General features: G+C 68.1%; 19 protein-coding genes. 10 read left to right on the top strand and 9 right to left on the bottom strand.

Translation table 11 applies throughout. The features are described from left to right. Positions 1-15: 15 nt before the first annotated feature. The 3 genes from NS6_RS25185 to NS6_RS25195 all read left to right on the top strand — a co-directional run bounded on the left by NS6_RS25185 (position 16) and on the right by NS6_RS25195 (position 1370). The gene (locus tag NS6_RS25185) at positions 16-282 is read left to right on the top strand and encodes a type II toxin-antitoxin system Phd/YefM family antitoxin (protein WP_068046330.1); all 267 of its coding nucleotides are present in this window, start codon (positions 16-18) and stop codon (positions 280-282) included. Further along, complete coding sequence (locus NS6_RS25190; RefSeq protein ID WP_068046334.1) at positions 279-533, top strand: Txe/YoeB family addiction module toxin; 255 nt, start codon at positions 279-281, stop codon at positions 531-533. The genes NS6_RS25185 and NS6_RS25190 overlap by 4 nt, the downstream gene beginning before the upstream one ends. A gap of 99 nt (positions 534-632) precedes the next feature. Continuing rightward, positions 633-1370: an SDR family NAD(P)-dependent oxidoreductase gene (locus NS6_RS25195; RefSeq protein ID WP_068046337.1), complete on the top strand. Its 738-nt coding sequence runs from the start codon at positions 633-635 to the stop codon at positions 1368-1370. Between the two features lie 138 nt (positions 1371-1508). Here NS6_RS25195 and NS6_RS25200 read toward each other — a convergent pair whose 3' ends face one another. Then, entirely contained in the window at positions 1509-2294 is a 786-nt protein-coding gene (locus tag NS6_RS25200) for an aminoglycoside adenylyltransferase family protein (protein WP_068046339.1), read from the bottom strand. 178 nt (positions 2295-2472) lie between these two features. Here NS6_RS25200 and NS6_RS25205 point away from each other — a divergent pair, with 178 nt between their 5' ends. Next, a complete protein-coding gene (locus NS6_RS25205; RefSeq protein WP_068046342.1) occupies positions 2473-3837 on the top strand; it encodes a DoxX family protein in 1365 nt (454 codons plus the stop codon). A 142-nt stretch (positions 3838-3979) separates the two neighbouring features. Continuing rightward, positions 3980-4798, top strand: a complete 819-nt coding sequence (locus tag NS6_RS25210; protein WP_068046346.1) for an SAM-dependent methyltransferase — start codon at positions 3980-3982, stop codon at positions 4796-4798. A gap of 50 nt (positions 4799-4848) precedes the next feature. Here NS6_RS25210 and NS6_RS25215 read toward each other — a convergent pair whose 3' ends face one another. The 3 genes from NS6_RS25215 to NS6_RS25225 form a co-directional block, all read right to left on the bottom strand. Then, entirely contained in the window at positions 4849-5838 is a 990-nt protein-coding gene (locus NS6_RS25215) for a hypothetical protein (RefSeq protein WP_068046350.1), read from the bottom strand. Next, entirely contained in the window at positions 5835-6206 is a 372-nt protein-coding gene (locus tag NS6_RS25220; RefSeq protein WP_068046353.1) for a hypothetical protein, read from the bottom strand. The genes NS6_RS25215 and NS6_RS25220 overlap by 4 nt, the downstream gene beginning before the upstream one ends. Before the next feature lie 80 nt (positions 6207-6286). Continuing rightward, positions 6287-6985, bottom strand: a complete 699-nt coding sequence (locus tag NS6_RS25225) for an ESX secretion-associated protein EspG (RefSeq protein WP_068046356.1) — start codon at positions 6983-6985, stop codon at positions 6287-6289. Positions 6986-7254: 269 nt separating this feature from the next. Between NS6_RS25225 and NS6_RS25230 the strand changes: the two genes are divergently transcribed. Then, complete coding sequence (locus tag NS6_RS25230; RefSeq protein WP_068046359.1) at positions 7255-9744, top strand: PEP/pyruvate-binding domain-containing protein; 2490 nt, start codon at positions 7255-7257, stop codon at positions 9742-9744. A gap of 279 nt (positions 9745-10023) precedes the next feature. Further along, positions 10024-12153 (top strand): RecQ family ATP-dependent DNA helicase, encoded by a 2130-nt coding sequence (locus tag NS6_RS25240; protein ID WP_068046364.1) that lies wholly within the window; start codon positions 10024-10026, stop codon positions 12151-12153. A 30-nt stretch (positions 12154-12183) separates the two neighbouring features. Here NS6_RS25240 and ligD read toward each other — a convergent pair whose 3' ends face one another. After that, entirely contained in the window at positions 12184-13143 is a 960-nt protein-coding gene (gene ligD / locus NS6_RS25245; protein ID WP_068046367.1) for a non-homologous end-joining DNA ligase, read from the bottom strand. Positions 13144-13212: 69 nt separating this feature from the next. Here ligD and NS6_RS25250 point away from each other — a divergent pair, with 69 nt between their 5' ends. Then, positions 13213-13653 (top strand): YdeI/OmpD-associated family protein, encoded by a 441-nt coding sequence (locus tag NS6_RS25250; protein WP_068046370.1) that lies wholly within the window; start codon positions 13213-13215, stop codon positions 13651-13653. Positions 13654-13661: 8 nt separating this feature from the next. Here the strand turns inward: NS6_RS25250 and NS6_RS25255 are convergent, their stop codons facing one another. Then, complete coding sequence (locus NS6_RS25255; protein WP_068046374.1) at positions 13662-14531, bottom strand: helix-turn-helix transcriptional regulator; 870 nt, start codon at positions 14529-14531, stop codon at positions 13662-13664. 101 nt (positions 14532-14632) lie between these two features. Between NS6_RS25255 and NS6_RS25260 the strand changes: the two genes are divergently transcribed. Then, positions 14633-15388: an SDR family oxidoreductase gene (locus tag NS6_RS25260; protein ID WP_068046376.1), complete on the top strand. Its 756-nt coding sequence runs from the start codon at positions 14633-14635 to the stop codon at positions 15386-15388. Positions 15389-15629: 241 nt separating this feature from the next. On the opposite strand, the gene NS6_RS25265 is transcribed toward NS6_RS25260, so the two are convergent. Then, entirely contained in the window at positions 15630-16187 is a 558-nt protein-coding gene (locus tag NS6_RS25265; protein WP_068046379.1) for a DoxX family protein, read from the bottom strand. 398 nt (positions 16188-16585) lie between these two features. Here NS6_RS25265 and NS6_RS25270 point away from each other — a divergent pair, with 398 nt between their 5' ends. After that, positions 16586-17074 carry a hypothetical protein gene (locus tag NS6_RS25270; protein ID WP_068046382.1) on the top strand — a complete coding sequence of 163 codons (489 nt, stop codon included), beginning with the start codon at positions 16586-16588 and terminating at the stop codon, positions 17072-17074. Between the two features lie 50 nt (positions 17075-17124). On the opposite strand, the gene NS6_RS25275 is transcribed toward NS6_RS25270, so the two are convergent. Beyond that, positions 17125-18342 carry an RtcB family protein gene (locus NS6_RS25275; protein WP_068046387.1) on the bottom strand — a complete coding sequence of 406 codons (1218 nt, stop codon included), beginning with the start codon at positions 18340-18342 and terminating at the stop codon, positions 17125-17127. A gap of 196 nt (positions 18343-18538) precedes the next feature. Then, the gene (locus NS6_RS25280) at positions 18539-19402 is read right to left on the bottom strand and encodes a ribokinase (protein WP_068046390.1); all 864 of its coding nucleotides are present in this window, start codon (positions 19400-19402) and stop codon (positions 18539-18541) included. Positions 19403-19464: the final 62 nt, after the last annotated feature.

The following is a 19464-nucleotide window of genomic DNA, read 5'->3' on the forward strand; positions in this document are numbered from 1 at the left end:
GAGAGGAGGGCGCAGATGACCAGCATGTCCGCCAGCGAGGCGCGCGCCAGCTTGTACCCACTCATCGAACAAGTCAACGACGACGCTGTCGCCATTCACATCACCAGCCGTAAAGGCAATGCGGTGTTGATCTCCGAGGACGAGTACAACTCCCTCCGCGAGACGCTCTATCTGATGCGTTCCCCGGCCAATGCCGCACGCCTCGCACAGGGGATCGCCCAACTCGAGGCCGGTGAGTCCGTCGAGGTCGGCATGGACGATCTTGCGAAAGATATCGAGTGAAGGTCACCTTCGCGAAGTTGGCATTCGAAGATCTGGGCCACTGGATCACGACCGACCGCAAGAGGGCGCTGCGGATTATGCGACTGATCGACGATATCGGTCGTGACCCGTTCACCGGGCTGGGTAGGCCCGAGCCTCTGAAAGGCGATAAATCAGGGTACTGGTCGCGGCGAATCAACGACGAACACCGCTTGGTCTATGCGGTATCCGGTGACAGCATCCTGATCGCGCAGGCCCGATACCACTACTGACAGCGGGCGGATGTTCGAGCGTGATGGCGGTTTTCTGCCAGCGGTCCTGCCGTGAATCACGTTTGCTCGAAGGGCATCAGCAAACGCGAAAGGACCGAAATGGCAGAGAATATCGTGGTGGTCACCGGCGCGACGCGCGGAATCGGCCGGGCCACCGCCACCGCGTTCGCCCGCAAGGGGTACCGGGTGGTCGTGACGGGCCGGCGCGCGGAAGCCGTGGACTCCGTGGTGCGGGACCTGCGTGCCGAAGGTCTCGTCGCCGAAGGTGAACTGCTGGACGTGTGCTCGATCGAGAGCGCCCGCTGCCTGGCCGAATCTCTCGGCGAGCGGCACGATCACATCGACGTGCTGGTGAACAATGCCGGAATCCTCCCCGAGGCAACGGCATCCGGGACGGTGAACTTCGCCCATCCCGGCGCATTCACCGAGACCTTGATGACCAACACCTTCGGCCCGGCGAATGTGATCGAAGCCCTGCTACCGCTGGTCCGGCGGGCTCCGGCCGGGCATATCGTGAACGTCTCCACCGAGATGGGATCGCTGGCCCAACAGCGCAACCCGGATTCGGCCTACTACTCGATGGTGATCCCCGGGTATCAGGCGTCGAAGGCGGCCCTCAACAGCCTCACGGTCGGTCTGGCGAAACTCCTCGCGGATACCCCGGTTCGCGTGACCTCGGTCTGCCCGGGTTTCGTCGTGACCGAACTCGCCCCAGCGGCAGCGGACGCGCCGACCACACCGGACGACGCCGCGCGGATCATCCTGTCCGCAGCGGAATCCGCCGACCCCTGCCACAACGGGGCCTTCGTCGGCGGGGGCGGGCCGATCCCCTGGTAATCGAGCGTCCGGCGAATCCGGTCCTTCGCCGGGCGGCCCGATCGGTCACACCGAGCTGTGGTCCCTGTTTCGCATCGGTGGAGAACGGCGCCCCGGCGAACGGGCCGATCGCGCCGTAGTGCGGTGGAGATGCCCGAACTATCCGGATGCCTGAACCGCGTCCATGATCTGCTGTTCGGCGTAGGTCACGAACGAATCCAGTTCCGCCCCTCGGTGGGTCCACTCGTCGGTGACTTCTCCCAGGTAGCCGGCCTGGGCGAGGCGTAACACCGTGGCCTGCTCGGGGGGCAGCCGGGTGACGAGCGCTTCGGCGGCATCGGCTTTGGACACCACGACACCCGATTCGGCCGTCACCCACATCCGGGCGAGCGTCAGCACGACATTGCGTTCGTCGCCCCGCACACTGCCGATCAACTCCGGTAGGCCGGCGACGATCGCGCGGAGGAGGTCACTCGCCGGGACCGGGTCCACGAGGCGGGCGGCGGGCGGACCGAACAGCGTCGACGAGCAATCGCGCACCATGGTGGCGAGAATCGTCAAGTCCGGGTCTTCAGCAGGTGTGGGCAGATCACCCTGCTCGAACTCGGCGCGGAGCCATTCACCGTAGACGAAATCCGTGCGCGGCGGGAAACGCCACGGCACCAGTTCGCCGCGGACCACCACCGTGAGTTCCACCGGCCGAGCCGGCCCCGACCGCGGCCAGCGGCCGGAAATACGCAACAACACGTCGGCCAGTGCTTTTCGAACCTCACTACCCAGGGAACTCCGGACCACGGCGAAAAGATCGATATCGCTGTCGTGACGCAATCCGCCCGTCACCGCCGAACCGTAGAGATACAGTCCTGCCAGGTCGTCACCGAGCACGTCCGCGACGGCCCGGGCTATCGGGGCGGCTTCGGTATTTGCGTCCGGTTGTGCTCCCATATCCTCACCATAGGCGGGTAGGCGGACAGATCCGAGAGGAAAAATCCTGCTCGAGGATGATCACGGATCGGGGTGATCACGGAGGCGGCGGTGTCACGCGGTGGCCTAGGTTCGATGTGATGCCCTACGGGCGGGGATTGCGTGGGGCCGGATACCGGCCAGGAGAGTGAGGTGCGGTGTGAGTGCCATCGATACGGCGGTCGTCGAACCCGGTGCAGACCCGGCACCGCCCGAAACGGAAGGCACCGTGACCGCGCGATGGCCGTGGGCCGCGCGGGTGGGCTTCCGCTTCGGTGTGGTCTACACGGTTCTGTTCTGCGTCATGATCGGGCAGGTCGTCTTCGCGCTCGTCGCGGCATTGGACAAGTGGCTTCCCGATACCGCGCCGATGTGGCCGCTACAGCAGGCCGCGCCGGTTCTGGAGTGGGTGGGCCGCACGGTATTCGGGGTCGAGGCCGTATTCCAGCAGAACTCCGGTAGCGGTGATCAGTCCGCCATCTGGGTGATGGTGTTCTGTATCGCGGTCGTCGCCGCCGTGGTGACTCTTATCTGGTCGGTGCTCGACCGCCGGCGCCCGGCCTATCCACGTCTCGCCGCCTGGTTCCTCACCGGCCTGCGACTCTGCCTGGCCGGGCAGATGCTGTTCTACGGTATCGCCAAGGCGATCCCGAGCCAGATGCCGCCGCCTTCGCTGTCGACACTGCTCCTGCCGTACGGCCAGCTGACACCGATGTCGGTGCTGTGGTTGCAGGTCGGCAGTTCGCCGGTATACGAAATCCTGCTCGGGATCGCCGAGCTGACGGGCGGGCTGCTCCTGCTGCTACCCCGCACCGCGACCCTGGGCGCGATGCTGAGTGTGGTGAGCATGGCGCAGGTGTTCGTGCTGAACATGACCTTCGACGTACCGGTCAAAATCCTGTCCTTCCATCTACTGGTCTTCTCGTTGGTCCTGCTCGCCCCACAGGCCCGCCGGTTCGCCGATTTCTTCCTACTGGCCCGCCGCGCCGAACCCGCAGTTCAACCCCAGCTGTTCACCACCGCCCGTGCCAACCGCTACGCGACCTGGGTGCAGGCGGCGATCGGAGTCTGGCTGGTGGCCGGAATATCGTGGGTGGGCTGGGACAGCTGGCAGGAATTCGGTGGCGGTGCACCGAAACCGGAGCTCTACGGTTTGTGGGAGGTGACCGAGTTCCGGATCGACGGCGAACCGGTCCCGCCGCTGCTCACCGACGAGGCTCGCTGGCAGCGACTCGTGATCGAGGTCGAGGGCGCGGTGACCGTTCAAGGTATGGATGGGCGCCTGATGGGAGTCCCGGCGGAACTGGACCCGGCCGCACATACCCTCACCGTCGTCACCGCCCCGGGCACCGAGGAGCCACCGGTCACTTTCTCCTACACGCGCCCCGACCCGAGCCATCTCCAGCTGGAGGGGGAACTCGACGGCCGGCCGACTCGGATCGAGCTGAGCGCGGTCGATCCCGGATCCTTCCCGTTGAACGGCAACGGGTTCCACTGGGTGCAGGATTTCCCCAACGCGGGATGAGCCCGGCTATACGAAAAGTGCTGCTGCCGAATTGTTTCGGTCTCCGTGCGAAGGTTCGAGCGTAGAGCTGTTTACGGCCCGCGGATCGACGTCGGTGGCTATGCTGGCGGCCGCTAGTGCTGGTTGTGATGAAAGGCTGTTGATGATCCCTGAAGACTCAGGACAGTTCGGGAACAACGTTTTCGACGACGGTGAGCCGACCGCCGCGCGGGTATACGACGTAATGCTGAACGGTAAGGACAACTACCGGATCGATCGCCAGGTGGCGGAAGCCAGCCTCGCTGTCATGCCGGAACTGAAAGAGATCGCGCTGCACAACCGGGCGATCCTGCATCGGGTGGTACGCCATCTCGCCGCCGAGAAGGGGATCACCCAGTTTCTCGATATCGGTTCCGGCCTGCCGACGGCGCGCAACACCCATGAGGTTGCGCAGGAGGCGAATCCGGACGCGAAGGTCGTCTACGTCGATATCGATCCCATCGTGCTCGCCTACGGTCGGGCACATTTGGAGACCAACCCCAACACCCGGGTGGCCACCGGCGATATCCGCAAGCCCGATGAGGTACTCGCGCACCCGGATGTGCGGGAGCTGATCGACTTCGAGAAGCCGGTGTGCGTGATGCTCGTCGGAATCCTGCACCATATTCTCGACGAGGAAGACCCCAAGGGGATCGTCGCGACCTTGCGTGCCGCAGTGCCGCCCGGTTCGTACTTCTTCATCACCAACTTCACCCGGCTCAGCGACTCCCTCGAAAGCGAAGAGCTCGAACAGGTGCTGCTGTCGCAGCTGGGCACGGGCCGCGTGCGGACACCCGCGGAACTGGCCGAGTATTTCGACGAGCTGGAGATCCTCCCACCGGGCCTCGTCCCATTGCCGTTGTGGCGGCCGGAAGAGATCCTCACCGACGCCACCACCATCGGGGTCCGGTTCATGACAGGCGGTGTCGGGTACAAGAGGTGATCTGACCTCGGCCGCGGCTGTGGCACGGTGGGCGGGTGTACCTGTGCCCGCTACGGCGGCGGTATAACGCCGGGCTGATCCGGAGCCCGTCCGCCCGGGACAGGGCCGGTGATGCCCGGCTGTCCGTCGGGGTCGGAGAGCGGAGCGCCGGATGAGGTCTGGCCGGCGGGCGGCGGTGGTGCGGCCGGGCCGGGTTCGTCCGCTTCCGGAGGTGCTTCGGCAACAGGAGGTTGCGCCGGGGCGTCTGGGGACCGGGGAGAGGGATTGTCGGTCGGCGCCGGGATTTCCGGTGCGGGTTGTGGCCCGGGTCCCTCGCTCTCCGGGCCCGGTGCGGGAGGCTCGGGTGCGGGGGCCGGCGCTGCGGGGGGAGGAGTGGGGATGGTGCCCGGCTGATTCGGCAGTCCGGGATCCACGTCGTCCCGTGTGGTGCCGGTGGACGACGGTTGCGCGGGCGCGACCTGCGGGGTGGTGATGGGCGGTGCCAGCGGAGGCAGGGCTCCTGGCAGCGGCGGTGGTTCGGGGAGGGCCGGGACTCCGCTGCCGGCGGCGGAGTAGGCGGGTTTGTAGATCATGTTCATGGTGAGGATCGCTTCCTGGCGCAGGACTTCCTGCGCCATGTCCGCATCGATCACCTTCGCCGATTCCAGCAGGCGGGCCAGGGCACCGACCGGTCCGGTATTACCGGGTGGAACCACCGCGACCTTCACGGCCTCCGCGGCCGCGGCCACCGCGCCGAGGCGCAGACCGACCTGGCCGACCACCCCGGCGAGTTCTTCGATGGATTCGGCGAAACTGCGGGTGCAGGCGAGGGCGGCGTCGGCGGCCTCACCTTCCCATTCCGCCTCGTTCATCACCAGGTTCGCGTTCGCGCGGGTGAGGGGGAAGGTGCTCTGCAGGGTGGCGGCGGCATTCATCCAGGCACCGGACAAGCGCAGGATCTCACCGGCGTCGATCTGCTGGGTGGCCTGATAGATGTCCTCGTGGCGCATGGCTTCGAAATGCTCCATGGCGCTGATGTAATCGGGGTCGGTTCCGCTCATCGGGGGATCCTCGCTTCGATGGCGCGCACTGCCGCGGCGTTCGCGGCATCGGCTTCCTCGTACAGGCCGCCGCTGAGCAGGAACGCCTCCTTCATGCGGTAGGCGGCTTCGATGTAGTGGTCGAGCAGGGCCGCGGTATCGCGCGCTTTATGACCGAAACCGGCCTGGAGTTGCTGCGCAGAGATCAGGCCGCCGAACCCGTGTGGGTCGGCGGCGTCCTCGAGGCGCTGCCTGAGCTGGATCAGCTGGTCGGCCTGCCGGTCGTAGAAATCGGCGCAACGCCGCGCTGCCTCCGGATCGAACTCGACGGTTCCCGCATGGGCTGCCTGGCGGAACCGGACGATCTCGGCTCGACTCTCTTCGATCATGACTGGCGTACCCCTCCGTCGGTCACTCTCAGCCTAATCGCAACCGCGGGTCGCGGACAGTGGGTCGCAGTAAGCGGCGATCAGGTGGGGATCCGCTTCTGCAGGTGCATGGCGAGTTGTTCGCTGGAGGCGGGCACGAGGTGCACGGTGTCGTCGGCCTTGAGTAGGTAGCGGCCGTCGTTCTCCAGGTCGAGCCAGGTGTAGTGCACCGCGGGCGGCGGTTCCGGCCGGTCGAGGTGCGCCTCGATCCGGATATGGCCTTGGGCCGTGTGCGGTGCGCACAGTAGTTTGCGGATCGGGGCGGCGGCGCGTTCCTCCTGGACAATTGTCTCGGTATCGTGCACCGCCGCGGTGGAGGCGGTGCGGGCGGGATGGCGTCCGGGCCGGGATTTCGGGAGCAGCGCGGCCAGGCGGGCACCGAGTTTGACGCTGTGCCCGATGGACAACCGGATGGTGCCGCCGAATTCCGCGGTACGTCCCGGCTCCTGCACCGCGAGGACGGCGCGGTCGTAGACGACGCAGCCCAGTGCGCGCAGTTCCCGGCCCGGTTCGGCGGCACTGCCGATGGCGATCACCCGGGTGTGCGGGCCGGCGAGAATGCGCAGGCAGGTGTCGCGGTCGGGGTCCGGGGGGAGACGCCGGGCGAGTTCGGCGTAGAGCGCCTGGGCGTCGCGTTCGGTGCGTGGCGATTCGAGGACACGCAACGGGTAGGGGAGCCGGTCCAGGTCGGCTTGGCGCCACAGGTGCGCGAATTCGTCGGGGGTCAGGCTCCAACTCACGCGGAATCACATCCTCACCGATACCTGCGCGGGCCACCACAGCCTAATAGGTGCCGCCGGGCGGGGCCCACCCGCAGTGCTTGTACCGGCGGAGCGAAAAGATGGTATGCCGTGGGCTGCTCGCGACGGCCGGTGGCCGGGATCGGCGAGATTATGGGCCAACACAAAACCCGATCGGACGATGGACAGGGCGTCGCTGGGGTTTACTCATGCGGAACGGGCAACGATGTGCCGCCGCGGCAGGCGGGGTTGGAGGTCGGTTCTTGCGGGTGCTCTCAGCGGACGACACCGAAGCGGATATCGCGGCTCTCGGTGGAGGTAAGGCACGGGGGCTGTATGCGCTGGGGGCGGCGGGGGCGCGGGTGCCGGAGTGGCTGGCGCTGGGTGCGGATGTGTTCGCGGAGTTCGCGGTCGCGGCGGGGCTGGGTGAGCTGCTCGGCGAGCTGGCCGCCGCCCGAGATTTGGATACGGCGCTCGAACTGGCCGGGCGGATTCGGGCCGATATCGCGGCGGCGGGTGCAGTGGCCGACGGCATCGGGTTACCGGAGTCGGTGCGCGCCGGCCACGTTCGCCTGGGCGGTGGTGCGCTCGTGGTGCGCTTATCTGTGGTGGGGGTGGACGGCGATACGGATTCGTATGCGGGACTGTTCGATTCATATTCGAATATCGGCTCGGGCGAGGTGTTGGACCGGGTGCGGGATTGCTGGGTCTCCGGCTTCTCCGAGAGGGCGGTCCGGTACACGTTCGCGCGAAACCTTTTGCCGGTGACCAGGATCGCCGTGCTGCTGCAGCGGTTCGTCGCAGCCAGGGCGAGCGGCGTGCTGTTCACTCAGAACCCGGGCGGCCCTGCCGACGAGGTAGTGGTGAATGCGGTGCACGGTTTGGGAGAAGGGCTGGCCGTGGGGGCGGTCGACGCCGATACGGTCGTGGTGGGCCGGGCGGGCACGGTCGTCGCACGGGTCGCCGGCGGTAAAGAGGTCGAGTACGCACCGGCAGGCGGATCCGGGGTCGAGTTAATAGAGGTGGCGCAAACCCGCAGGGCAGGGGCCGTACTCGGTGACGAGGATGTCGTGCTGCTCGCCGGCCGCGGCCGGGCACTGGCCGGTGTGCTGGGCGGGCCGCGAGATATCGAATGGGCGATCGACGCCGACGGGTTGTGGTTTCTGCAGGCGCGGCCCATCACCACTCTGCGGGATTCGCCGGGGCAGGTGGGCGGGCTGCGTCCGGTCGGCAGTCGATCCGGGCGTATCGAACACACCCGGGTGTCGCTGCTCCGGGGAGATGGGCCGAGGGCGGCGGTGCTCCGGGGCGCGGGCGAACCGGTGGCGCCGGGGGAGCCGCGGATATGGGCCACTGCCACTGGATTCGAGAGTCTTCCAGGGCCGATGTCACCGCTGACCTTCACCATGGCTGCCGATATCTACGGCCGGGTGTACCGGGGCTACGCGCGGTCGCTCAGTGTGCCGGAAACCCAGCTGCGGCAGGTGGAGTCGTGGGCCCCGTATCTGCTCGGCATCTTCCACGGCCGGGGGTACGTCAACCTGCTGCACTGGTACCGGACGGCGGGAATCGCCCCCGGCTACTCGCTTGCCCGCCCGGCGCTTGCCGCGGAGCTCGGCGTGGGCGAACCCCTTCCGGACGATCACGCGAAAACACTGCACCCCTTCACCTTCGAAAACGGATGGCAGCGGGCGTGGGCACGGACCCGGACCACCCTCGTCTACCTTCGCCGGATACTCGCCATCGATGCGATGACGCGGGACTTCTGCGCCGATTTCGCCCGCCTGAACGACCGCTACGACACGATGGATTACATCCACGGGGAACACGCCTACGCCGAGTACCGGCGACTCGATCGGGACCTCGTGCTGCGGTGGGGACCGATGCTGGTGCTGGAGGCGATCCTGCTGACCTGCACCGGCACCCTGCTCCTGCTGACGAAGTCCTTCCTGCCGGGGGCGCCGGAATCGCTCGTGAACCCGCCCGCAGACCCCGGTTTCGACCCGGACGCCTATCTCGATACACACCTCGGCGGGATTCGCCGGTTGCTCTACGACCGGGCGCGTGCCCGAACTGCCCGCTACACCGCGCGCCGGGAACAACTGAGGCACTGCCGGACCCGTGCGTTGGGGTCGGTCGAACGGATGATCCGGGTGATGGGGCGCGATCTTGCGGCGCGCGGAATCATCGGCGATCCCGCCGATATCTTCTCGCTGACCGTCGAGGAACTGCGCAACTGCTACGACCGGGTCCCGATGCCGGGGCTGGCCGATCGGATCACGGTGCGCAAGGTCGCCCGGACCGCCGACGCCGACCTGGTCGCGCCGGCACGTTTCACGACGATCGGTCCCGAGCTCACGGATGCGGAACTGAAGGAAAGGGGCTGGGTCCCGCTTGCCGACACCCCGCCCGCCGTACCCGGAGATGTGCTGGCAGGGTCGCCCTCGGCGGCCGGCGTGGTAGAGGGCGTCGCCGTGCTGGTGGACGAACCGCGCGATGTGGCAGGCGGGATCCTCGTCGCCCACCGCGCGGATCCGGGCTGGGTGGCGGCGCTGCCGACGGCAGCGGCGCTGGTGTCCGAACGAGGGGGCGCACTCGTCCCGGTGGCGATCGTCGCCCGCGAGCTCGGTGTGCCGGCAGTACTCCAGGTGCCGGGCTGCCGCCGGAAATTGCGGACCGGGATGCGGATCCGGGTCGACGGTACGGCCGGAACGGTGACGGTGCTTTCCGGAGCAGGTCACGGCAATGGAGCCGGATGAACAGTCGCCGCCGGTGGCCGTCGCGGACTGGCGACAGGTGCACGGACCTGCGAGCGCGCGGCCTCGAGGGCCGGCCGCGTCCGGCTCCGAACGACTCCGCCGTCCGGGCTGCCGGGCGTGACGCCGGTGTCGCGGCCTGCGCCGATACGGTCCGGCAGCCGGGCGTGTTTGCTGTGGACAACCGGCCCGGCGGTGGTTCCCCGGCGGTATCCGCGGTGTGACCGGGCGGTTCACCCTGCTCGCGGACCACTGTCGGTGAGGTGCGGCAGTATGGGGCGCATGACCACGGCACCGGGCAGCACTCGCAACGAGACCGCAGCGATCGGCGACGGGCTGCGGGGAAACGCGGAAGAATTACTGCGTGAGCTGGCGGGGCCGGCCGCGCGGTTGCGCGACGACCAGTGGGTCGCGATCGAGGCGCTGGTGGTGGATAAACGCCGGGCCCTGGTGGTGCAGCGCACCGGCTGGGGTAAATCGGCGGTGTACTTCATCGCCGCCAAGTTGTTGCGCGCGCGGGGGCGCGGGCCCACGGTGATCGTGTCGCCGCTGCTGGCGCTCATGCGTAACCAGGTCGCGGCCGCCCGCCGCGCCGGGGTGGTCGCGGCCACCATCAACTCCGGGAATGTCACCGAATGGGACGAGATCCACCGGCAGGTCGCGTCCGGGGCGGTGGATGTGCTGCTGGTCAGCCCCGAACGGCTCAACAATCCCGATTTCCGCGATCAGGTCCTGCCCCGGCTGGCCGCCGATGCGGGACTGGTGGTCATCGACGAAGCGCACTGTGTCTCCGATTGGGGTCACGATTTCCGGCCGGATTACCGGCGTATCCGCACCCTGATCGCCGATCTCGGCACAGACGTGCCGGTGCTGGCCACCACCGCCACCGCCAACGATCGCGTGGTGACCGATGTCGCCGGTCAGATCGGCACCGACACGCTGGTCCTGCGGGGCAGCCTGGACCGTGAATCGCTGCATCTGTCGGTGGTCCGGTTCGACGATGCGGTGGAACGCACCACCTGGCTCAGCGGCCATCTCGACGAGCTGCCCGGCTCCGGCATCGTCTACACCCTCACCGTCGCCGGCGCGCACGATCTCGCCGATGTGCTCACCTCGCACGGTCACCGGGTCGCCGCCTACACCGGCCAGACCGATCCGGCCGAACGCGAAATGCTCGAAACCGCGCTGCTGGACAACGAGGTCAAGGCCCTCATCGCCACCTCCGCGCTGGGCATGGGCTTCGACAAACCCGATCTCGGGTTCGTGGTCCACGTGGGTGCGCCCTCGTCGCCGATCTCCTACTACCAGCAGGTCGGCCGTGCCGGGCGGGCGACCGAACGTGCCGAGGTGGTCTTGCTGCCCGGCCCCGAGGACACCCGTATCTGGAGCTACTTCGCCTCCGTCGCGTTTCCGCGCGAACACGTGGTGCGCTCGGTGCTGGAAGCTCTGGATTACGAACGCCCGCAATCCACGGCCGCCCTCGAACCGCTGGTCGAGTTGAACCGGTCACGCCTGGACATGGTGCTGAAGGTGCTGGATGTCGACGGTGCCGTGCGCCGGGTCCGGGGTGGCTGGCTGGCGACCGGGCAGCCCTGGACCTACGACGCCGACCGCTACGAGCGCCTGGATGCCGCCCGCACCGCCGAACAGCAGGCCATGCTCGACTATCAGCAGACCACCGGTTGCCGGATGGAATTCCTGCGTCGCCAGCTCGACGACCCGGCCCTCATCGGCGCCGCACCCGGCAGCGGCGCCTGCGGCCGCTGCGACAGCTGCACCGGAATCCACCGCGACACAACCGTCGATACCGAGGCGGTCGCCGCGACCCGGGCCAGGCTGGACCGGCCCGGATTCGATCTCGCAGCCCGCAAACAGTGGCCCACCGGTATGGCCAAACTCGGTATCTCGCTGTCCGGAAAGATCACCGAAGGCGCAGAAACCGGCCGGGTACTGGGCCGTCTCAATTCCCTGGGCTGGGGCCGGCGGCTACGCCCCGTCCTGGACGGACCCGACGCGCCGGTGCCCGACGAAGTGGTGCAGGCCTGCATTCCCGTACTGCGGGAATGGGATTGGACCGTCCGGCCCACTGCCGTGCTCGCCCTGGAATCACCGGACCACCCCGTACTCACCACTTCGCTGGCCGAACGCCTCGCCGATATCGGCCGCCTCCGCAATCTGGGAACCCTGTATCTGCGGCCCGATCACCCGCCGGTATCGGCGGTGAACTCCGCGCATCGGGTCGCGGCCCTGTACGACTCCTGGGAGGTTCCCGACCTGTCGAGGACCGACGGCCCGATCCTGCTGGTCGACACCCTCACCGACTCCGGCTGGACCTTCACCGTCGCCGCCTGGACCCTGCGGCGCGCCGGAGCCCCTGCGGTACTGCCGTTCGCCCTGGCCACCCCGACCTGACAGGTGTGCCCGCGGCCGCGGCGACAGCGGTCAGGAACCTGCGGGGTCCTCGTCGAGATCGACCTCGTCGCGGTCGGCCCAGTCGATCAGCCGGGTGAGATCGAAGACTGCGTCGTCGATACCGGCATGCAGATCGCCCAGCTCGCGGTAGCGGCGGGGGACGGTGGTGACGGTGAAATCGCGGGGCGCGATATCCGGTATCTCGCCCCAGGTCACCGGGGTGGAAACAGTGGCGGCCGGGACACCGCGGACCGAATACGCGGCGGCGATGGTGTGGTCGCGGGCGTTCTGGTTGTAGTCGATGAACAGCAGTTCGGGATCGCGGTCGCGGCGCCACCAGGTGGTGGTCACGTCGTCGGGCGCGCGGCGCTCCACCTCCCTCGCGAAGGCCAGCGCCGCCCGGCGCACCTGCTGGAACCCGTGCTCGGGCGCGATCCGGACGTACACGTGCAACCCTGAGCCGCCGGAAGTTTTCGGCCAGCCCACCGCGCCGATCTCGTCCAGCACCTCGTGCACCACCCCGGCCACCCGCTGCACCCGTGACCACGGACAGTCCGGCATGGGGTCCAGATCGATCCGCCATTCGTCGGGGCATTCGGTATCGGCCCGGCGCGAGTTCCAGGGATGGAATTCCACCGTGGACATCTGCACCGCCCACACCACATCGGCCAGTTCTTGCACACAGAGCTCGTCGGCGTGCCGGTTGTAGCGGGGGAAGAACACCCGCACCGTGGGCACCCACTCCGGCGCGCCGGCCGGTAGCCGTTTCTGATGCACCTTGTCACCCGCGAGGCCCTTCGGGAACCGGTGCAGCATGCACGGCCGGTCCCGCAGTGCGTTGACGATTCCCTCGCCGACGCTCAGGTAGTACTGCACCAGGTCCAACTTGGTCGTGCCGCTTTCCGGGAAATACACCCGGTCGGGATTGGTGATCCGCACCTCGCGGTCGCCCACTGTCAGCTCCACTGCCGCGCCCGTGCCGCTGCCCATTCCCCGACTCTAACGACCGCGACGTGTTTAAGCTGGCCGATACGCGACGAGTCGGCGGGAAGGACACAGATGCTCACCTTCGATACCGTGATCGAACTCGGCGAGAAAACCGCGACCGGCTTCCGGGTACCCACCCGTGTGGTCGAGGAGTTGGGCAGCGGGAAGAAACCCAAGGTGACGGTCCGGATCGGTGGCCACACTTACCGCAGCACTGTCGCGGTCTACAGCGGGGAGTACATGCTCCCGTTGAGCGCCGAGAACAGGAACGCGGCCGGTGTATCGGCGGGCGAGACCGTCACTGTCGGCGTCGAACTCGATACGGCGGAACGCACTGTCGTAGTTCCCGGCGATCTTGCCGCCGCCCTGGCCGCGGCTCCGGGGGCGCGGGAAGTATTCGACGCGCTCTCCTACAGCAAACAACGCGCGCACGTGATCGCGGTCGAATCGGCCAAACGCTCCGAAACCCGGGCTCGCCGGGTGGAGAAAGTCGTCGGCGAGCTGTCGCGCTGATTCCCTCCCTACGAACCGGCGGTGGTCCCGGCCGGGCGGGACTCTGTTCCGGGGGAGCGGTCCGTGATCAGGCTGCCGAGCAGCGCGAGCGAACGTTGCGAGGAGGATCCGGGTTCGGCGTGATAGGCGATGAGCAACTGTCCCGGCGCCCCGCTCACCGCGAAACTCTCGTATGCCAGCGTCAGCTCTCCGACCATCTCGTTGTGGAACTGTTTGATCCCCGAAGTTTTCGCCCGGACATCGTGGCGCGCCCACAACCGGCGGAATTCGTCGCTTTTCAGTGAGAGTTCGCCGACGAGTTCGGTGAGCCGGGGATCGTCGAGGTCGGTGCCCGCGGTCGCCCGCAGGCTCGCCACCGTATCCGCCGCGATCTGGGACCAGTTCGGGAACACCCCGCGGGCACGCGGGTCGAGGAAAACCATCCGGACCTGATTGACGCCCGGGACCGAGCAGGCGTTCACCGCGGCCGCCAGCGGGTTCGCGGCCAGGACGTCCAGGTGCCGGCCCAGCACTACAGCCGGGGTGTGGGACCACGCGTCCATCAACCGCAGCAGGCCGGGCGTCACCCGCTCCGGGCGCCGTGGCGTGCGCGGGCGTGCCGCGGCGGGCCGGGCCAGTTCCCGCAGGTGGGTGGTCCCTTCCTCGTCCAGCGAGAACACCCGGGCCAGTGCCGTGACGACCTGCTCGGACGGATGCTTGTCCCGGCCCTGTTCGAGTCGCACGTAATAGTCGGCACTCACACCCGCGAGCATCGCGATCTCTTCGCGCCGCAGCCCCGCGACCCGGCGCCGGCCGCCGCCGGGCAGTCCGAATTCCTCCGGCCGGACCAGTTCGCGGCGGGCCCGCAGGAACGCGCCCAAACGGTTGTCCGAATTCATGGTTTCAGGGTATGCGCAGGGTGAGCGCGTTGGGTGGCCCTGCGGCTACCAGGAAATCCGCGACCTGGTAGCCGCCGCGGCCCGGGGCGAATGTTGTGGACATGACGAACAGTGAGAATCTCAACGGCCGGGTCGCGGTGATCACAGGAGCATCCAGTGGAATCGGCGCCGCTACCGCGCGGCGACTGGCTGCCGGCGGGGCGACGGTCGCGTTGCTGGGCCGGCGTAAGGAACGTATCGAGGAGTTGGCGGCCGAGATCGGCGGTTCTGCCGTGGCGGTGGTCGCCGATGTCGCGGACCGGGATTCGGTGCGCGATGCGGCCGCCACGATCCGGTCGGCACTCGGGCCGGTGGATCTGGTGGTGGCGAACGCGGGCGTCATGCTCGGTGCGCCGTTCGAATCCGCGGAGGTCGGGGAGTGGGAGCAGATGGTCGGCACCAACGTCACCGGGTTGCTGTACACGGCGCGGGCGTTCATCGGCGATCTGCTCGCGGCGGCGGGTGACGGCGGCCGGGCCGATCTGGTGCTGGTGGGGTCGATCGGCGGGCATGCGATCTTTCCCGAGTACGCCGTCTACTGCGCCACTAAGGCCGCGGTGGCGCATCTGACCCGGAATATGCGGGCGGAATACGGGCCGCGGGGCGTGCGGGTGAAGAGTATCGAACCCGGTTTCGTGGGAACCGAACTCGGTGCCGGGATGAGCTGGGCGGCGCAGCGGGAACAGTTGGACGAGTGGCGCTCGTCGATGACGATTCTGGAGCCGGGAGATATCGCCGAGGCGATCGCCTTCGCGACCTCGGTCCCGGCGCGGCTCAATATCGCCGAATTGGTCCTGGTGCCGACTCCGCAGGGCTGATCGTCGTTACAGTGTGGGGCCTCTTCCCACACTGCAACGACGATCAGCGCAGCCCACTCGCTGCCGCGATGGTGCCCGGACGATCTGGGTCGGCCGGACACGCGCAGGGCCGCGCAGTCTCCACTCGCCGCCGCGAGGTGCCGGGCGGTCTGCACCGGCCGAGCATGTGCGGGACCGACCAGTCGTCCGCACCTCCGCCGCAGTTGTGCCGTGGCCGATCGCCCGTGGCCGTGCCGGCGACTCAGCGGCCTCCTGACTGTGCGGCAGGGGTGGTGGCGCCTGGGCCGGCGACCGTGGCCGGCTCACGTCGGCTGCGGCTGTCCCGGATCACGGGCAGCGCCTGCGCGGCCCAGAGCGCGACGGCGAAGTACACGATCTGCTCCGGGATCCGGAACCACAGCGGTGTGGGTGCTTCGCCGTTGAGCGGGATGTCCTCGACTGCCGCGTAGATATTCGCCGGGACCATCACGACCAGCAGTGCGGCGAGCACGAGCCCCGCCCAGCGGCGGGTGCCCGCGAACAGGAGACCGGCGGCACCGGCCAACTCCAGGACACCCGTTGCGTACACGGCGAACTCCGGGAACGGGACGATGCCGGGAACCATCGCCACGAGATCGCTGTGGCTGGGCATCACGGTGACCGAGTCGGGCACGAAATGCGCCAGCCCGGTCATGGTGAACAGGAATGCCAGCCCGTGCGCCGCGGAGATGCGCCAAGTGGCGAAGCGGCGTACGCCGGCCAGGCCGAGCAGGCGGAGAGCGAGGGTGGGGACGACGAACATCATGAGTGTGCCGAACATGGCGGTTCCTCGGGAAGGAGATCCGGGCGGACCCGAATGATTGTTGTTATCGAATGATAACTAAGGGTATGCATCGAATGATAACTAGTCAATGGGTTCGGCTCGGCTCCAGGTTTCCGCGACCGGCGAGGGAACGGGGGAGAGGGGATCTCGACGTCTGCTCCGGTGGCGAGCCGAGCACCGCGCCGGACCATCGCGCTGCACGGCAACAACCCCGGCCTGCTGTGGAGGTGTGTGCCGGTGCATGCCGAGGGTCCGAACCTTGCCGGAGCCGCGAATCGGCCTCTGCTGAGCGCCGAGACGGCTAACGCGGTGCCTGGGGCCGAGTTGCCGAGGCGGGGTCCGCGGCAGCGACAATGGCACTCCGATCAAGTACAACCGTCGCGGAGGAGTGCCGGATGACCGAACTCGTCGAGCGGGACCGTGCCGATCGGAGAGAAGGGGACGCGAACGGTCGCCGCCCAGAGAGACCTCTGCGCGCAGTAGCGGCGATTCTGGGCGCGCTGGTGCTCACCCCGGTGGCGATCGGCATCGCGGCCAACGGCGCCGTCCTCACCGGGCGATGGTGGGACGCCACCGATCGCTGGCTGGCCCCGATCCAGTCCGTGCTCGGCGCGGTCCTGCTGCTGGCCGTCGCGGCGCTCGCCGCCGCCGTGCCCGTGGCGGCCATGGCTGCGGGGCTGGTATGGGGAATCCTGCCCGCGGCGGTCCAGATCGTGATACCCGAACGCACCTACCGGCTGGTGTCGGCTGTCCCCGGGCTGCCCACCGATCTCGACCATGCGCTGTACAGCTGGCTGTCCGGTGGAGTGATGCTCATGGTCGGTGTACTGCTGTTCGGTACCGGGCTCACCGCCGGTTTGCTGCGCCGTCGGCTCGCCGGGTGATCTTCGCTCCGGTGCAGGCGGCGGACCGGCAGATCCGGCCCGCCGCATGCTCAGCCCTTCACACAGAGCACCTGGCGCAGCGTCGCGACCACATCGACGAGATCGTGCTGGGCCTCGATCACCTCGTCGATGTTCTTGTACGCCGCCGGGATCTCGTCCAGCACCCCGGCGTCCTTACGTGACTCCACACCCTCGGTCTGAGCGACCAGATCCGCGACGCTGAACTGCCGCTTGGCGGCATTGCGGCTCATTCGCCGGCCGGCACCGTGCGACGCGGATTGAAACGACTCGGGGTTGCCCTTACCTCGCACCACGTACGAACGGGTCCCCATCGAGCCCGGGATGAGCGCCATATCGCCCGCCCCTGCCCGGACCGCGCCTTTGCGGGTCACCAGCATGGGAACGCCGTCGATCTTCTCCTCTGCCACATAGTTGTGGTGGCAGCTGATGGGTGTGTCGAACGCGACCTCCCGAGTGGGGAACTGCTTGCCCACCGCTTCGCACACCAGCGCCAGCATGACCGCGCGGTTGCGGGCCGCGTACTCCTGCGCCCAGGTCAGATCGTGCCGGTAGGCCGCCATCTCCGAGGTGTTCGCCAGGAACACCGCCAGGTCACGATCGACCAGGTTCTGGTTGTGCGCCAGCTTGCGGGCCACCGCCATATGCCGCTCGGCGATTTCCTTGCCGATATTGCGGCTGCCGGAGTGCAGCAGGATCCACACCTGATCGTCCTGGTCCAGGCAAACCTCTATGAAGTGGTTGCCCCCGCCCAGCGAACCCATCTGCTTGTGCGCCTTCGACTCCCGTGGTGCCACGGCCTCGTCGAGGTCGTCGAATGCCGACCAGAACCGGTCCCAGCCGGTACGCAGAGTGGGGGTGGCGACACCGGAGGGCCCAGGTGCCAGCTTGTTCACCTGCACAGGATTCTTGTGGGCAGTGAAGCCCACCGGTACCGCCGCCTCGATCGCCGAGCGCAGCGCGCGCAGGTCGTCGGGCAGATCGGCCGCGGTCAAATCGGTGCGCACACTTTCCATACCGCAGCCGATATCCACCCCGACCGCAGCCGGCGCGACCGCACCGCGCATGGCGATCACCGAACCGACCGTGGCGCCCTTCCCGAGGTGCACATCCGGCATGACCCGGACGCCGTGCACCCATTCCAGCCGGGCGATATTGCGCAGCTGTTGCAGCGCCGCCGCATCGATTTCGCTCTCCTGGGCCCACATCAACGTCCGTGCCCGGGTACCGGACAGCTCGACGGGAAACATTGTTTCGATCCTTCCGTTCACGGCGAACTTTTGCCCACCGCATGACTTCACGGTAGGCCGCCGGAACCTGCACGGCATTCGAATTTCCGCGTCGCCCTCCGTCGTCGCGGGTGCGGGAAGGCCGCCGCAGCGTTCGGCCCGGGGCCGGGCGGTAACGAGCTGTCGTGTGCGGGCCGGTCGAGAGCAGCCCGCGATTTCAGCGCGGAAGGGCGGATTCGATATCGCGGGCCCACGGAACCGAAGCGCTGGCACCGAGGGTGGTGGTGGCCAGTGACCCTGCGGTGCAGGCGAAACGTAATGCGGCGGCCGGTCCCTGCGCCCAGCGCACCGCGAGTGCGCCGGTGAAGGTGTCACCCGCGCCGGTCGTGTCGACGACCTGGACCGTAGGCCCCGTGGCGGTGGTTGTCGCGCCGTCGGGTCCGCGATGCCGGGCGCCGTGGGCGCCGAGCGTGACCACCACATGCGGCACCCGGCCGAGCAGGCTGCCCCAGTGCTCTGCCTCGCCCGTGTTGACCACCGCGACGTCCACGTGTTCCCACAGCTCGTCCGAAAGATGCTGCACCGGAGAGGGGTTCAGGATCACGGTGGTGTCGTGTGCGCGCGCATGCCGGGCGGCGGCCGCCACGGTCTCGAGGGGTATCTCGAGCTGGCAGACGAGGATGTCGGCGGCGGCGATGGCGGTGCGGTCCGCGGTGGTCAAGCCCGCTACCGCGGTATTGGCGCCGCCGACCACGATGATGCTGTTCTCGCCGGAATCGTCGACCACGATCGTCGCGATACCGCTCGGACCGTCGATCACCCGCAGGCCGGTGGTATCCACGCCGGATTCGGTGAGCACGGCCCGCAGCTGCGGGGCGAATACATCGGTGCCGATCGCACCCAGGAACATCGCCTGCCCGCCGGCCCGGCTCGCCGCGATTGCCTGGTTGGCGCCTTTACCGCCCGGCACCATCGTGAAACCGCGGCCGAGCACCGTCTCACCCGGTGCGGGACGGGCCGCGGTGGTGGTCACCAGGTCCATGTTGATACTGCCGAGCACGGCGATCAGTGGGGTGGTCACAGGGGAGAACGTAACGCGTGAACGCCGGTGAAATCCGGTTTTCCCGGTGCGTAGGCTATATA

Origin of the sequence: Nocardia speluncae NBRC 108251 (assembly GCF_001613245.1) — a bacterium.
In the GTDB taxonomy this organism is placed as follows: Bacteria; Actinomycetota; Actinomycetes; order Mycobacteriales; family Mycobacteriaceae; genus Nocardia; species Nocardia speluncae.

Coding starts and splice junctions, on each gene's coding strand:
- NS6_RS25185 (WP_068046330.1), top strand. CDS start 16: ATGACCAGCATGTCCGCCAGCGAGGCGCGCGCCAGCTTGTACCCACTC.
- NS6_RS25195 (WP_068046337.1), top strand. CDS start 633: ATGGCAGAGAATATCGTGGTGGTCACCGGCGCGACGCGCGGAATCGGC.
- NS6_RS25200 (WP_068046339.1), bottom strand. CDS start 2,294: ATGGGAGCACAACCGGACGCAAATACCGAAGCCGCCCCGATAGCCCGG.
- NS6_RS25210 (WP_068046346.1), top strand. CDS start 3,980: ATGATCCCTGAAGACTCAGGACAGTTCGGGAACAACGTTTTCGACGAC.
- NS6_RS25215 (WP_068046350.1), bottom strand. CDS start 5,838: ATGAGCGGAACCGACCCCGATTACATCAGCGCCATGGAGCATTTCGAA.
- NS6_RS25220 (WP_068046353.1), bottom strand. CDS start 6,206: ATGATCGAAGAGAGTCGAGCCGAGATCGTCCGGTTCCGCCAGGCAGCC.
- NS6_RS25240 (WP_068046364.1), top strand. CDS start 10,024: ATGACCACGGCACCGGGCAGCACTCGCAACGAGACCGCAGCGATCGGC.
- ligD (WP_068046367.1), bottom strand. CDS start 13,143: ATGGGCAGCGGCACGGGCGCGGCAGTGGAGCTGACAGTGGGCGACCGC.
- NS6_RS25250 (WP_068046370.1), top strand. CDS start 13,213: ATGCTCACCTTCGATACCGTGATCGAACTCGGCGAGAAAACCGCGACC.
- NS6_RS25255 (WP_068046374.1), bottom strand. CDS start 14,531: ATGAATTCGGACAACCGTTTGGGCGCGTTCCTGCGGGCCCGCCGCGAA.
- NS6_RS25260 (WP_068046376.1), top strand. CDS start 14,633: ATGACGAACAGTGAGAATCTCAACGGCCGGGTCGCGGTGATCACAGGA.
- NS6_RS25265 (WP_068046379.1), bottom strand. CDS start 16,187: ATGTTCGGCACACTCATGATGTTCGTCGTCCCCACCCTCGCTCTCCGC.
- NS6_RS25270 (WP_068046382.1), top strand. CDS start 16,586: ATGACCGAACTCGTCGAGCGGGACCGTGCCGATCGGAGAGAAGGGGAC.
- NS6_RS25275 (WP_068046387.1), bottom strand. CDS start 18,342: ATGTTTCCCGTCGAGCTGTCCGGTACCCGGGCACGGACGTTGATGTGG.